This window comes from Nonomuraea angiospora, assembly GCF_014873145.1.
In the GTDB taxonomy this organism is placed as follows: domain Bacteria; phylum Actinomycetota; class Actinomycetes; order Streptosporangiales; family Streptosporangiaceae; genus Nonomuraea; species Nonomuraea angiospora.
In genome coordinates, this window is record NZ_JADBEK010000001.1 from 8,820,505 (window position 1) to 8,833,381 (window position 12,877).

The window sequence follows — 12,877 nt, forward strand, 5'->3', positions numbered from 1 at the left end:
CGCGCTGCTCGATGCGCTCGGTCGTGGAGAGAGGCCTGACTCAGGCGATCCGGCCGCGCGGTTGCTGGCCGTGCTGCTCGATGATGTCGGTCAGCGGCGTTCCTCCGTGTCGATGACGCCGTCGACGTAGCCTCTGGCGTACTCCCAGCTGACGTAGTCGGCGGGGTCCGGGTGAAAGGCCGGCTCGTGGACCTGTGGCTGGCCTTTCTCGATCATTTGTCGTAGGTTGCCGCGCAGCAGCTCCCAGTCGAAGAAGTGCTGCTCGCCGCATTCAGGGCAGTCGAGTACGAGGCCCAGCACCCCCTGCGGTTCGAGCAGGGAGCGGAAGACCTCGACGTCGGCGAGGTCCGTGATGGCCTCGTCACGTTCGGCCGCGCTGAGTGGCTCGGCGTCGTCGAGGGCGCCCATCGCCGAGGAAGGGTCGTTCGGGTCGTCCGCGAACGGGTCGCGGGGGACGTCTTCCAGCACCTTCCCACCATATGACCGAAGCGGCCCGAGCGGTGGACATTACCTCAGCCATCCGCGCCTGGCGGCCTCCACGCCCGCGTGGAAACGCGACTGGGCGCCCAGCTCGGACATGGCGTCCGCGAACCTCGCCCGGACCGTTCGCACCGATACGCCCAGCTGGCGGGCTATGGAGTCGTCGCACATGCCCTGGGCGGCCAGGCGGAGGACCTGGACCATGCCGTCACTCCGGCGGCCCCACGGCAGGGGCACGGCCCGGGCCCACAGCTCCCTGAACAACGTGCGGAGCATGCCCACGACGATCGGCGTGCGTATCAGATAGAAGTTGTACGCGTGGTCCGGCAGGTTGCCGCCCCAGTACGGAGGCAGGCCCGCGACCTCGGGCCCCGCGGTCATGAACCAGCTCGGCACCCGGTCCAGCGTGCGTACCTTGCCGCCCGTCTCCAGCACCCGGGTGAGCTGGTCGCGTACGCCCGGCAGAGCCAGAGTCGAAACGGGGATGATCGCGTGAACCGTGAGAATCTTTCGTTCTTGCGCGTCAATCCATAGTTCCGCGAATTTGCGCGCGAAATCGATCATCGTGCGTTCATCGGGAACGGCGGTCAATAATTCCATCGGCGGAGACTGCACGGCTATGCCGACGACGCTCTCGTACATCACGTCCGCCCCGTTGACCATCTCCACCGTGAAGGTGCCGCTCTGGTAGTCGCGGCCGACGTCGTAGTCGCGGATCAATGACCGGATCGAGCCGAGCGCCGAGTCGATCCTGCGGCTCTCCTCCGCCAGCCGGTCGAGCCGATCGGCGATCACCCTGCCGAGGGCCGCCGCCGGGTGCCTGGCCAGGTATTCCCCCGACTGCTCGTCGATCACGCCCAGCTTGACGAGGTCGTCGAGCTGCCGGCCGACCTTCTCGACGGGACCGTCCATGGCCTGCGCGAGATCGGTGCGGGTCGCGCGGTGCAGGCGCAGCACCGCGGTGTAGAGCGCGGTCTGCGTCGGGTCGAGGCCCAGCGTCTCGAAAGGATCAGGCATGGTACGGGGCTCGTTGCGCATTATGGGCGGCTCCGTCGGGGGGACACGGGCGTGCCGTGAGGATAACCCCGCATTACGCTCGTGTCCCCCCGTTGCGATGACTGGTCGGAGCGCGTCGTGCAACTTCGTGCAATTGCACGTTTTCACATTGCGTTGTTCCGTTCCGTAACGCAGGCTTTACCTAGCGTCGGCATCCTGCGAGGGCTGAGGCGACAGCGGGCCATCAGGACGCGGAGGGGGGTTCGGTGGCGCCAAGCGTCGCCTTGACCCGGATGCCGGTGGCCGAGGCACGGGACGGATCACCGACCGTCCCGTGCCTCGGCACTTTTCGATGCCGGGAGTACGACGGACCGTGGGGGTCATCGTGCTCCCGGCATCGCCGTTGCAGAGACTCTTGAGGGTGCGCGCGCGGCGGGTGTGGGTGCTGCGGCGCAGTTTGGAGGCAGGCCCTAGACTTGGCTCAATCAGAGCAACGGCAAGAGGGGGCCGCAGCATGTCCAAGTTCACCGAGACAGGACTGACCTTCGATGACGTGCTGCTGGTGCCCGCCTATTCAGACCTCCAGCCAGGCGAGGCCGATACCAGGGCCCGGTTGTCACGTGGCATCACGCTGTCCATCCCGCTGGTCTCCGCGGCCATGGACACCGTCACCGAGGCCCGCATGGCGGTCGCCATGGCCCGCCAGGGCGGCATCGGCATCCTGCACCGCAACCTGTCGGTCGAGGAGCAGGCCCAGCAGGCCGACCTGGTCAAGCGGTCCGAGGCCGGCATGGTCACCAACCCGGTGACTTGCAGCCCCGACAACACGCTGGCCGACGTGGAGAAGCTCTGCGCGACGTACCGGATCTCGGGTGTGCCCGTGACGGACGTGGACGGCACGCTGCTCGGCATCGTGACCAACCGCGACATGCGCTTCGAGACCGACCAGTCCCGCGCCGTGCGCGAGGTCATGACCAAGATGCCGCTCGTCACCGCCCCGGTCGGGGTCTCGCGTGACGAGGCGTTCGCCCTCCTCCGCCGCAACAAGATCGAGAAGCTGCCGCTGGTCGACGCCGACGGCAGGCTGCGCGGCCTGGTCACGGTCAAGGACTTCACCAAGAGCGAGCAGTACCCGCTGTCCACCAAGGACGCCGACGGCCGGCTGATCGTGGGGGCTGCCGTCGGCGTCGGTGGCGACGCCGAGCTGCGGGCCAAGGCGCTGATCGAGGCCGGCGTCGACGTGGTGGTCGTCGACGTGGCCCACGGTCACTCCAAGGGCCTGGCCGACATGGTCGCCAAGATCAAGGCCAACAGCAAGGTGCAGGTCGTCGCGGGCAACATCGCGACCAGGGCCGGGGCGCAGATGCTGGTCGACGCGGGCGCGGACGCGGTCAAGGTGGGCGTCGGGCCCGGCTCGATCTGCACCACGCGGGTGGTGGCCGGGGTCGGCGCGCCGCAGGTCACGGCCATCTACGAGGCGTCCAGGGCGTGTGGGCCCGCCGGCGTGCCGGTCATCGGCGACGGCGGCCTGCAGTACTCCGGCGACATCGTCAAGGCCATCGCGGCTGGCGCCGACACGGTCATGCTGGGCTCGCTGCTCGCCGGCTGCGAGGAGTCGCCCGGTGAGCTGATCTTCATCAACGGCAAGCAGTTCAAGTCGTACCGGGGCATGGGCTCGCTCGGCGCGGTGCGCAACCGCGAGCGCGGCGGCACCTCCTTCAGCAAGGACCGCTACGCCCAGGCCGACGTCGGCGGCGACGACAAGTACATCCCCGAGGGCATCGAGGGTCAGGTGCCCTACCGCGGCCCGGTCGCGGCCGTCGCCCACCAGCTCGTCGGGGGCCTGCGCCAGGGCATGTGGTACGCCGGCTGCCGCACGATCACGCAGATGCACACCGACTGCGAGCTCATGCCGATCACGGCGGCGGGCCTCAAGGAGAGCCACCCCCACGACATCCAGATGACCGTGGAAGCTCCGAACTATCACAGAAGGTAAGTTCATGACTCAGCAGGTGGAGATCGGCCGGGGCAAGGCCGGACGGCGGGCATACTCGCTTGACGAGATCGGCCTGGTTCCCTCGCGGCGCACCCGGGACCCGGAGGAGGTCTCGATCGCCTGGCAGATCGACGCCTACCGGTTCGAGCTGCCGGTAGTGGTCGCGCCCATGGACAGCGTGGTGTCCCCGGCGACCGCGATCGAGATCGGCCGGCTCGGCGGCCTCGCGCCGCTCGACCTCGAAGGGCTCTGGACGCGCTACGAGGACCCGTCGTCTCTGCTGGAGGAGTGCGCCGCGCTCGACGCGGAGGCGGCCACCAGGCGGCTCCAGGAGATCTACGCGGCGCCGATCAAGGAAGACCTGATCGGCCGCAGGATCGAGGAGATCCGGGCCTCCGGCGTGACCACCGCCGTGCGGCTGTCGCCGCAGCGCACGGTCCAGTACCACAAGGCCGTGATCGACGCGGGTGTCGACATCTTCGTCATCCGCGGCACCACGGTGTCGGCCGAGCACGTCTCGGGCCGGGCCGAGCCGCTCAACCTCAAGCAGTTCATCTACGAGCTGGACGTGCCGGTCATCGTGGGCGGCTGCGCCACCTACACGGCGGCCCTGCACCTGATGCGCACCGGCGCGGCGGGCGTGCTGGTGGGCTTCGGCGGCGGCGCCTCGCACACGACGCGCAACGTGCTGGGCGTGGCCGTGCCGATGGCCACGGCGATCTCCGACGTGGCGGCGGCGCGGCGCGACTACATGGACGAGTCCGGCGGGCGCTACGTGCACGTGATCGCCGACGGCGGCATGGGCACCTCCGGTGACATCGCCAAGGCGATCGCCTGCGGGGCCGACGCCGTGATGGTGGGCTCGCCGCTGGCCAGGGCCGCCGAGGCGCCGGGCCACGGGTTCCACTGGGGTTCGGAGGCGCACCACCCCGACCTGCCGCGTGGCCGGCGGGTGGAGTTCGGGACGGTCGGCACGCTGGAGCAGATCCTGCACGGGCCGTCGAGCGTGGCCGACGGCTCGATGAACCTGATGGGCGCGCTCAAGCGGACCATGGCCTCCACCGGCTACTCCGACATCAAGGAGTTCCAGCGCGTCGAGGTCGTGGTGGCGCCGATCCAGCGCTGACGCCCATGCCGGAGACCGCGGTCGAGCGGGTGTTCCGCGAGGAGTACGGCAGGTCCGTCGCCGTGCTCGTGCGGGTCTTCGGTGACATCGACGTCGCCGAGGAGGCGGTGCAGGAGGCGTTCAGCGTGGCGGTGCGGCAGTGGCCGTCCGCCGGCGTGCCGCCGAGCCCGGCCGGGTGGATCATCACGACGGCGCGCAACCGGGCCATCGACCGGTTGCGCAGGGAGTCGGCGCGGCCTGGCAAGCACGCGCAGGCCGCGCTCCTGCACGTCCAGGACGAGCCCGTGGACGTGGGGCCCGTCCAGGACGACCGGCTGCGGCTGATCTTCACCTGCTGCCACCCCGCGCTGGCCGTCCACGCGCGGGTGGCTCTCACGCTGCGGCTGCTCGGCGGGCTGACGACGGCGGAGATCGCCCGCGCGTTCCTGGTGCCCGAGGCGACGCTGGCGCAGCGGCTGGTGCGGGCGAAGAGCAAGATCCGGGCCGCCGGGATCCCGTACCGGATCCCGGCCCAGGCCGATCTGCCCGAACGCCTGCGCGCGGTGCTGGCCGTGGTCTACCTGATCTTCAACGAGGGGTACACGGCCGTCCGCGCGGACCTGTGCGCCGAGGCCGTCCGGCTCGGGCGGTTGCTGGTCGAGCTCATGCCGGACGAGCCCGAGGCCATGGGGCTGCTGGCGCTGATGCTGCTGATCGAGTCGCGCCGCGCCGCCCGTACCTCCGAGCAGGGCGAGCTGGTGCTGCTGGGGGAGCAGGACCGTGGGCTGTGGGACCGCGGGCTCATCGCGGAGGGCCAGGAGCTCGTACGGCGGTGCCTGCGGCGCGACGAGCCCGGCCCGTACCAGATCCAGGCCGCGATCAACGCCGTGCACAGCGACGCGGCGAGCGCGAAGGACACCGACTGGGGACAGATCGTTCGGCTGTACGACCTGCTGGCGCGGCTCGATCCGGGCCCGGTCGTGGCGGTGCACCGGGCGGTGGCGGTGGCCGAGGTGGAGGGGCCCGAGGCGGCGCTGGGGCTGCTCAAGGGGCCCGACGAGTACTACATGTTCCACGCGGTGCGGGCCGACCTGCTGCGCCGGCTCGGGCGCGAGGAGGAGGCCGCGGCGGCGTACGAGGCCGCGGCCGCGCGGGCGGGCAACGAGATGGAACGGGACTTCCTGCGCAGGCGGCTGATCACTGGCGGGCGTACGTCATGACCACCGCCCCGTTGCCATATGTCTTCGAGCCGGTCAGCGTGAACACGGTCGGCCGGAACTCGCCGTCGAACGCCGAGATGCCCGCCCCGGCCACCACCGGGTAGCACTTGACGATCATCTCGTCGATCTCCGGCAGCAGGGCGCCGGCCAGCTTGCCGCCCCCGCAGAGGTAGATGTCCAGGCCGTCCTCCTGCTTGAGCCGGCGCACCAGGCCGAGCGGGTCGCCGGTGACCAGCTCGACGGCCGGGTCCTCGATCTTCATGGTGCTGGACACGACGTACTGCCGCAGGTGGGCGTACGGGCTGGTCACGGCCTTGTCGATCTGGTAGGTGCCGCGGCCCATCAGCACCGTGTCGAAGCGCTGGTTGGGCGCGTCGAGGCCGATCATGGCGCGGAGGTGGGTGGGGACGGTCTCGGGGTAACGGGCGTTGATGTCGGCCATCATGTCGTCGGCCCACGGGTAGAAGTCGAACTCGCCGTTCGGCCCCGCGATGTAGCCGTCGATGGAGGTGGCGACGAAATACACGAGCTTCCGCAAAAGGACTCCATCCGTAGTACTATGACTGAAGTGGTTTAACCGTAGTACTACAGATGGAGTGGTGTCAACGTGGTCAGGCAGAACGTCGCCAGGCGGGCGGCGCTGGTCGATGCCGCGATCGAGGTGCTGGCCAGGGAAGGGGCCCGCGGGCTGACGTTCAGGGCGGTGGACAAGCAGGCGGAGGTGCCGCCGGGCACCGCGTCCAACTACTTCCCCAGCCGCGACGAGCTGTTCACCCAGGCCGGCGGCCGGATCTACGAGCTGCTGCAGCCAGACCCCGCCATGACCGCCGCCCACCTGAGCGGGCCGCGTGACCGCGACCGGCTGGTCGCGCTGATGCACGAGGTGGTCGATCGCGTGGCGTCGTACAGATCGGGCTATCTGGCGCTGCTGGAGCTGCGCCTGGAGGCCACCCGGCGGCCGGCGCTGAGGGCCGTGCTGACCGAGCGGATCCGCGCCGACGTGGACGCGAACGTGCGCAACCACCTCGAATCGGGCCTCCCCGGCGACGAGACGAGCGTGGTGCTGCTCTACCTCGCCATGAACTGGCTGGTCGTCGAGCGACTCACGCTGCCCGACATGCTCGGCGAAGAGGAGATCCACAAGCTCGTGACCAGCGCCGTTGAGCGGTTGGTGCCCTAGCATGCGGGCATGGCCGACCTACGCCACACGCACGAGCTGGCCTTCGCCGGCGACGTCGTCATCAAGCGTTACATGGACAGCAAGCCCGGCGCGGCCGAGCGCGAGTGGCGCGCGCTGAACCTGCTGGCCGAGCACGCCCCCGGCCTGGCCCCCGAGCCGATCGGCTACGAGGACGGCGTGGTGACGATGTCCCGGATCGACGGGGTGTCGCTGCGCGGGCTGCTCGCGACGGCCGTGCACGTCGCGGCCCTGGTCGAGGCGCTCACCGAGCTGCACGCCGCGGTGCCGCCGCACGTGCTCCAGGCCGTTCCGCTGCGCCCGTGGCAGCTGGAGGCGCTCGCCGACTGGGCCGGACGGCGCGGCGCGAGCTGGCAGCCCAGGCAGTCGCTGGCGGACCGGGCGGTCAAGGAGGGCACGCGGTGGCTGCGGAGCTGGTCGCCGGGCGAGTCGGGGGTCACGCCGGCGTTCGGGGCGGGCGACGGCAACCTGGCGAACTTCCTGTGGAACGGCACCCGCGTCCGCATCGTCGACTTCGAGGACTCGGGCCGCAGCGACGTGGCGTTCGAGCTGGCCGAGGTGGCCGAGCACGTGTCGATGTGGGTGGACGGCGAGGTGGAGATCGCGCACCGGTTCGAGCTGAGCCCGCCGGAGGAGCGGCGGATGCGCGAGTGCCGCAAGCTGCACGCGCTCGTCTGGCTGTTCCTGCTCTCGCACGAGCACCCGCGCAATCCGCCGGGCACCTTCGAGCGACAGGTCGAACGCGTGCTGGCAACATTGGGCGCATGAGACTGGCGGATCACCCCGACAAGGCGGCCGTGGAGCGGCTGGTCCACGACGCGTACTCGCCCTGGATCGAGGTCGTCGGCATGCGGCCGCTGCCGATGGAGGCCGACTACGGCGCGCTCATCGCGGCCGGCCGGGTGCACGTCACCGACGAGCTCGACGCGCTCATCGTGCTCGTCCCCGAGGACGGGGTCCTGCTCGTGGAGAACGTCGCCGTAGCGCCCGACCGCCAGGGCAAGGGGCTCGGCCGGGCGCTGATGGCGTACGCCGAGGAGGAGGCGCGCCGGCTGGGGCTGCCCGCGCTGCGCCTCTACACCAACACCAGGATGACCACCAACATCGCGCTGTACGAGTCGCTCGGCTACGTCGAGACCGGCCGCATGGGCGTCGAAGGCCGCTCGGCGGTCATGATGCGCAAACAGCTCACCCCGTGAGGACGCCCAGGAGGTGGCTGACCTCCCTGGCCACCGCGTCCCGCCCGGCCTTGAGATATTTGCGGGAGTCGACCACGCGCTCGTCGTGGGCCAGGTAGTCGCGCACCGCGCCGGTGAACGCCTTGTTCAGGTGGGTCGCGATGTTGATCTTCTTCATGCCGGTCCGCACGGCCTCGCGCAGCACGTCGTCCGGCACCCCCGACGAGCCGTGCAGCACCAGCGGCACCGGCACCGCGGCCCGCAGCTCGGCGATGAGCCCCAGGTCCAGCACCGCGTCCTTGGTCGTCATGGCGTGCGAGGTGCCCACGGCCACGGCCAGGGCGTCGACGCCGGTCTTGGCCACGTAGTCGACCGCCTCGTGGGGCTTGGTGCGCGCGCCGGGCGCGTGCACGCCGTCCTTGCCCCCGACCTCGCCCAGCTCGGCCTCCACCCACACGCCGCGCTCGTGGCACCACGCCACCACCTCGGCGGTCGTGCGCACGTTCTCGTCGTCGGGCAGGGCGGAGGCGTCGTACATCACCGAGCCCAGCCCCAGCTTCACCGCCTCCTCCACGAGCGCGCGGTCGGTGGCGTGGTCGAGGTGGACCGCGACCGGCACCTCGGCCCGCCTGGCCACGGCCAGCGAGGCCAGCGCGACGGGCTCCAGCGCGCCGTGGTAGCGCACGCAGTTTTCGCTGATCTGCAGCACGACCGGCAGGCCCAGGGCCTCGGCGCCGGCCACGATGGCGGTGGCGTGCTCTAGCTGGATCACGTTGAAGGCGCCCACCCCGGCGGGCGACTGGCGGACGATGTCGCCGATGGCGGCGAGGGGCATGGCGTGCTCCTTACGTGATGATGATCTGGGGGTGTATGTCGGCGTAGACGTCGGGGTCGAAGTCGCCGGCCACGGGCGCGGCCACGGCGGCCGCGCCGAGCGCCGCGGCCCGCCTGAGGCTGTCGGGCCACGACGCCGACTCCACCAGGCCCAGCGCGAGCCCGGCGACCAGCGAGTCGCCCGCCCCCGTCGGATTACCCCGCACGGTGTACGGCATGCGCGCGGTGAAGGTGCCCTCGTCGGTGACCGCCAGCAGCCCGTCGGCGCCCATGGACACCACCACGGCCCCGGCGCCCTGGCTGCGCAGCGCCTGCGCGCCCTCGGCCGGGCTGCCGCCGGGGACGGCCCTGGCCAGCTCCTCCCGGTTGGGCTTGACCACGGAGGGACGGCCCTTGGGAGCGTGGCGGAGCGGGTCGCCGTCGGCGTCCACGATGGCCGGGACCCCCTTCTCGGCGGCGACGGCCGCCAGCGTGGCGTAGGTCTCGGCGGGGACGCCGCGCGGGAGGCTGCCCGAGATGACGACCGCGCCGGCGGCGTCGAGGAGCGATTCGTAATGCCGGACGAAGCCCGCCAGCTCGGTGGGCGTGACCTCCGGGCCGGGCTCGTTGAACAGCGCGGTACGCGGGCCCGCCTGCTCCGAGACGACCAGCGTCGTGCGGGAGTCGGCGGCGACGGGGTGCAGGGCGGCGGGCAGGCCGGCCGCCCGCAGGTCGTGCTCGATCGCCCGCCCGGTGGGGCCGCCCGCGAGCCCCGTGACCAGCACGTCCTGGCCCAGCGTGGCCAGGACGCGGGCGACGTTGACGCCCTTGCCGCCGGCGCGCCGGTGCACCGCGCTGACCCGGTTGACCCCGTCCCAGTCGACGTCGGGGACCTGGTAGGTCACGTCGAGGGCGGCGTTGAGCGTCACGGTGAGGATCATCAGGGCTCCGTGATCCAGACGCCGTCCTTCATCACCCCGGCCACCTCCAGCGAGTCGGACAGCACCACCAGGTCGGCCGCCTTGCCCACGGCGATCGAGCCGATCCGGTCGGCGAGGCCCAGCACCCTCGCGGGCGTCAGGGAGGCCACCTGGACCGCGTCGGGCAGCGACATCCCGACCTCCTGGACGCTGCGCCGGAACGCGACGTCCATGGTCAGCGTGGACCCCGCGATCGAGCCGCCCTCGACCAGCCTGGCCACGCCGTCCTCCACCCGCACCCGCATGGGGCCGAGCACGTAGTCGCCGTCGCCGAGCCCGGTGGCCGACATCGCGTCGGTGATCAGCGCCGTCCGGCCGGGACCCGCCACCTCGTACGCCAGGCGCAGCATGGCCGGATGCACGTGCACGCCGTCGTTGATCAGCTCGACCGTCACCCGCTCGTCGTCGAGCAGCGCGGCCACCGGGCCGGGCGCGCGGTGGCCCAGCGGCGGCATCGCGTTGTAGAGGTGGGTGGCCACGCTCGCGCCCGCCTCGATGCCCTCGATCGTCGTCTCGTAGTCGGCGTCGCTGTGCCCCACGGCCGCGATCACGCCCTCGGCGGCGGCCATGCGGATGAAGTCGAGCGCGCCGGGCAGCTCGGCCGCGACGGTCACCATGCGGACGTGCCCGCGCCCGGCCTTCAGCAGCTCCGAGAGCTCCTGCCGGGACGGCTCCCGCAGCAGCGTCGGGTCGTGCGCGCCGCAGCGGGCCTTGGCGATGTAGGGGCCTTCGAGGTGGACGCCGGCCAGCAGCCCCTCCTCGCACAGCTCGGCCAGCGCCGCCACGGCCCTGGTCAGCCCGTCGATCGAGTCGGTGACCAGGCTGGCCATCGTCGTGGTGGTGCCGTGGCGGCGGTGCAGCTCGACCGCCTCGCGCGCCTTGTCCTGCTCGCCGGTCGGGAACGAGCCGCCCGCGCCCCCGTGGTTGTGGATGTCCACGAACCCCGGGATGACGTGCCGCCCGCCCACGCTCAGGCCCTGACCTGGGGCCGATCCCCGGCCGACATGCGTGATGCGGCCGTCTTCGATGGTCAGCCACCCCTCGTGGACCCCCTCGGGGGTCACGATCCTGGCGTCGGCAAGAGTAAGGCTCATGAAGAAAGGATCACAGATCGCGTGAGGTGCATGGGCTCGTCCGGGTTCAGCCCTTGGGCGAAGGCGCGGGCGACGGCCACCCGCTGGGCGCGGATCAGCTCGGCCATGGGGTCGAGCGCGGTCTCGAAGAACGTCCCGCCGGTCTCCTCGACCTGCGCGCGCAGGCCCTCGGGCGCGGTGCCGAGCATCCACGTCACGCGCCCGGGGGCGGCGATGCTGATCGGGCCGTGCCGGTACTCCATCGCCGGGTACGCCTCCGTCCACGAGCGGGACGCCTCGCGCATCTTCAGCGCCGCCTCCTGCGCCAGGCCGACCGACCAGCCGGTGCCGAGGAAGCTGAACTGCTCGGCCCGCACCAGCTCGTCGGGCAGCGGCGCGGCCACGGCCGCCTCGGCGTCCTCGACGGCCTGGGTGAGGTCCTCGCCGAGGCTGGCCCGCAGCAGGGCCAGCTGCGTGGTCGCGAACCTGGTCTGCACGACCGACCGCTCGTCGGCGTAGTCGAGCACGACGACCTCGTCGGCGGCCGTCATGATCGGCGTATCGGGGTCGGCGGTGATGGCCGTGGTCCTGGTGGTCGTCCTGTCCAGCAGCTCCAGCACCTCGGTCGTGGTGCCGGAACGGGTCAGCGCGAGCACGCGGTCGTACGAGCGCCCGATCGGGGCCTCGGAGGCGGCGAAGGCGTCGGTCTCGCCGTGCCCGGCGCGCTCGCGCAGGGCGGCGTACGCCATCGCGATGAACCACGACGTCCCGCACCCCACCACGGCGACCCGCTCGCCCTCGCGCGGCAGCGCGTCGGCGGGAACGCTCGCGACGGCGCGGCGCCAGCACGACGGCTGGGACGCGATCTCGGCCTCGGTGTGGGTGGTCACCACTTGCCTCCCCGGCGTTTGATTGTTTCTGCTGGTTTTATACCAGGAAAGTGCATTAATGGACACTGTTGGCCCTGGCCTGGCTGGTTGTGCCACGCTTGCCCTTGTCCCCATCGCCTAGGAGGCCTTGTGTCCCGCTACGACCGCTGGAACGCCATCCTCGAGCTGGTGGCCCAGGAAGGCAGGCTGTCGGTGGAGGAGGCCAGCCAGGCGCTGGGCGTCTCCACGGCGACGATCAGGCGGGACTTCGACCAGCTGGCCCAGCAGCAGATGCTGATGCGCACGCGGGGCGGGGCGGTCGCGCAGAGCGTGAGCTACGACCTGCCGCTGCGCTACAAGACCGCCAGGCACGCCGACGAGAAGCACCGCATCGCGACGGCGGCGGCCGAGCTGGTGACGCCCGGCGCCGTGGTGGGGCTCAACGGCGGCACGACCACCTCGGAGCTGGCCCGCACGCTCGCCACGCTGTCCACGCTGGAGAGCGGGTTCACGATCGTCACGAACGCGCTGAACATCGCCTCCGAGCTGACCGTCCGCCAGCACGTCAAGATCGTGGTGACCGGCGGGGTGGCCAGGCAGCAGTCGTACGAGCTCATCGGGCCGCTGGCCACCGGGGTGCTGGAGCAGGTGACGCTGGACGTGGCGTTCCTCGGGGTGGACGCGCTCGACGTCGAGCTCGGCGCGTCGGCCCACCACGAGGGGGAGGCCAGCGTCAATCACCTGCTGATCAGCCGGGCCGCGCACGTGGTCGTGGTGGCCGACTCCTCCAAGATCGGGAAGCGGGCCTTCTCCCGGATCTGCCCGATCGGGCAGATCGACACGCTGGTCACCGACGCCCGGCTCTCCGACGCGCTGGCCGGGGAGCTGACGGAGGCGGGCGTGAAGGTCATCCGCGCCTGACCCCCCGCGGCGTTACACCCTGACTGCCCTGAGGGTAGGTATCGAGGC

At 71.4% G+C, this 12,877-nt stretch carries 14 protein-coding genes; 7 read left to right on the forward strand and 7 right to left on the reverse strand.

What is annotated here, in order from left to right:
* Positions 1 to 90: 90 nt before the first annotated feature.
* Together H4W80_RS40810 and H4W80_RS40815 are read right to left on the reverse strand one after the other, a co-directional pair.
* The gene (locus H4W80_RS40810; protein WP_192789930.1) at positions 91 to 468 is read right to left on the reverse strand and encodes a DUF5319 domain-containing protein; all 378 of its coding nucleotides are present in this window, start codon (positions 466 to 468) and stop codon (positions 91 to 93) included.
* Between the two features lie 39 nt (positions 469 to 507).
* Complete coding sequence (locus H4W80_RS40815) at positions 508 to 1,497, reverse strand: helix-turn-helix transcriptional regulator (RefSeq protein ID WP_225963920.1); 990 nt, start codon at positions 1,495 to 1,497, stop codon at positions 508 to 510.
* Between the two features lie 493 nt (positions 1,498 to 1,990).
* On the opposite strand from H4W80_RS40815, the gene guaB reads away from it, so the two are divergent.
* The 3 genes from guaB to H4W80_RS40830 are packed head-to-tail and all read left to right on the forward strand — an operon-like array spanning position 1,991 to position 5,797.
* A complete protein-coding gene (guaB, locus tag H4W80_RS40820) occupies positions 1,991 to 3,472 on the forward strand; it encodes an IMP dehydrogenase (protein ID WP_192789932.1) in 1,482 nt (493 codons plus the stop codon).
* 4 nt (positions 3,473 to 3,476) lie between these two features.
* On the forward strand, positions 3,477 to 4,598 hold the full coding sequence (locus tag H4W80_RS40825; RefSeq protein WP_192789933.1) for a GuaB3 family IMP dehydrogenase-related protein: 1,122 nt from the start codon (positions 3,477 to 3,479) through the stop codon (positions 4,596 to 4,598).
* Between the two features lie 5 nt (positions 4,599 to 4,603).
* Positions 4,604 to 5,797, forward strand: coding sequence for an RNA polymerase sigma factor (locus tag H4W80_RS40830; RefSeq protein WP_192789934.1), 1,194 nt, complete (start codon positions 4,604 to 4,606; stop codon positions 5,795 to 5,797).
* Here H4W80_RS40830 and H4W80_RS40835 read toward each other — a convergent pair.
* A complete protein-coding gene (locus H4W80_RS40835; protein WP_192789935.1) occupies positions 5,775 to 6,335 on the reverse strand; it encodes a dihydrofolate reductase family protein in 561 nt (186 codons plus the stop codon). The two genes, H4W80_RS40830 and H4W80_RS40835, sit on opposite strands and share 23 nt — an antisense overlap.
* A 69-nt stretch (positions 6,336 to 6,404) precedes the next feature.
* Here H4W80_RS40835 and H4W80_RS40840 point away from each other — a divergent pair, with 69 nt between their 5' ends.
* Genes H4W80_RS40840 through H4W80_RS40850 form a run of 3 tightly spaced genes read left to right on the forward strand, consistent with a single transcriptional unit; the run spans position 6,405 to position 8,194 of the window.
* Positions 6,405 to 6,977, forward strand: coding sequence for a TetR/AcrR family transcriptional regulator (locus H4W80_RS40840; RefSeq protein WP_192789936.1), 573 nt, complete (start codon positions 6,405 to 6,407; stop codon positions 6,975 to 6,977).
* A gap of 9 nt (positions 6,978 to 6,986) precedes the next feature.
* Complete coding sequence (locus tag H4W80_RS40845) at positions 6,987 to 7,763, forward strand: phosphotransferase family protein (protein ID WP_192789937.1); 777 nt, start codon at positions 6,987 to 6,989, stop codon at positions 7,761 to 7,763.
* Complete coding sequence (locus H4W80_RS40850) at positions 7,760 to 8,194, forward strand: GNAT family N-acetyltransferase (protein WP_192789938.1); 435 nt, start codon at positions 7,760 to 7,762, stop codon at positions 8,192 to 8,194. The genes H4W80_RS40845 and H4W80_RS40850 overlap by 4 nt, the downstream gene beginning before the upstream one ends.
* Here H4W80_RS40850 and H4W80_RS40855 read toward each other — a convergent pair.
* The 4 genes from H4W80_RS40855 to H4W80_RS40870 are packed head-to-tail and all read right to left on the reverse strand — an operon-like array spanning position 8,184 to position 11,929.
* Positions 8,184 to 9,008, reverse strand: a complete 825-nt coding sequence (locus tag H4W80_RS40855) for a class II fructose-bisphosphate aldolase (RefSeq protein ID WP_192789939.1) — start codon at positions 9,006 to 9,008, stop codon at positions 8,184 to 8,186. The genes H4W80_RS40850 and H4W80_RS40855 overlap by 11 nt on opposite strands.
* Before the next feature lie 10 nt (positions 9,009 to 9,018).
* On the reverse strand, positions 9,019 to 9,927 hold the full coding sequence (locus tag H4W80_RS40860; RefSeq protein ID WP_192789940.1) for a 1-phosphofructokinase family hexose kinase: 909 nt from the start codon (positions 9,925 to 9,927) through the stop codon (positions 9,019 to 9,021).
* On the reverse strand, positions 9,927 to 11,060 hold the full coding sequence (gene nagA / locus H4W80_RS40865; RefSeq protein ID WP_192789941.1) for an N-acetylglucosamine-6-phosphate deacetylase: 1,134 nt from the start codon (positions 11,058 to 11,060) through the stop codon (positions 9,927 to 9,929). The genes H4W80_RS40860 and nagA overlap by 1 nt, the downstream gene beginning before the upstream one ends.
* Positions 11,057 to 11,929 carry an SIS domain-containing protein gene (locus H4W80_RS40870; protein ID WP_192789942.1) on the reverse strand — a complete coding sequence of 291 codons (873 nt, stop codon included), beginning with the start codon at positions 11,927 to 11,929 and terminating at the stop codon, positions 11,057 to 11,059. The genes nagA and H4W80_RS40870 overlap by 4 nt, the downstream gene beginning before the upstream one ends.
* A gap of 129 nt (positions 11,930 to 12,058) precedes the next feature.
* On the opposite strand from H4W80_RS40870, the gene H4W80_RS40875 reads away from it, so the two are divergent.
* The gene (locus H4W80_RS40875) at positions 12,059 to 12,829 is read left to right on the forward strand and encodes a DeoR/GlpR family DNA-binding transcription regulator (RefSeq protein WP_192789943.1); all 771 of its coding nucleotides are present in this window, start codon (positions 12,059 to 12,061) and stop codon (positions 12,827 to 12,829) included.
* Positions 12,830 to 12,877 lie beyond the last annotated feature (48 nt).

Bases quoted from the DNA above. Each gene is read 5' to 3' on its own strand.
- H4W80_RS40815 (WP_225963920.1), bottom strand. From the start codon at position 1,497: ATGCCTGATCCTTTCGAGACGCTGGGCCTCGACCCGACGCAGACCGCG.
- guaB (WP_192789932.1), top strand. From the start codon at position 1,991: ATGTCCAAGTTCACCGAGACAGGACTGACCTTCGATGACGTGCTGCTG.
- H4W80_RS40825 (WP_192789933.1), top strand. From the start codon at position 3,477: ATGACTCAGCAGGTGGAGATCGGCCGGGGCAAGGCCGGACGGCGGGCA.
- H4W80_RS40830 (WP_192789934.1), top strand. From the start codon at position 4,604: ATGCCGGAGACCGCGGTCGAGCGGGTGTTCCGCGAGGAGTACGGCAGG.
- H4W80_RS40845 (WP_192789937.1), top strand. From the start codon at position 6,987: ATGGCCGACCTACGCCACACGCACGAGCTGGCCTTCGCCGGCGACGTC.
- H4W80_RS40850 (WP_192789938.1), top strand. From the start codon at position 7,760: ATGAGACTGGCGGATCACCCCGACAAGGCGGCCGTGGAGCGGCTGGTC.
- H4W80_RS40855 (WP_192789939.1), bottom strand. From the start codon at position 9,008: ATGCCCCTCGCCGCCATCGGCGACATCGTCCGCCAGTCGCCCGCCGGG.
- H4W80_RS40860 (WP_192789940.1), bottom strand. From the start codon at position 9,927: ATGATCCTCACCGTGACGCTCAACGCCGCCCTCGACGTGACCTACCAG.
- nagA (WP_192789941.1), bottom strand. From the start codon at position 11,060: ATGAGCCTTACTCTTGCCGACGCCAGGATCGTGACCCCCGAGGGGGTC.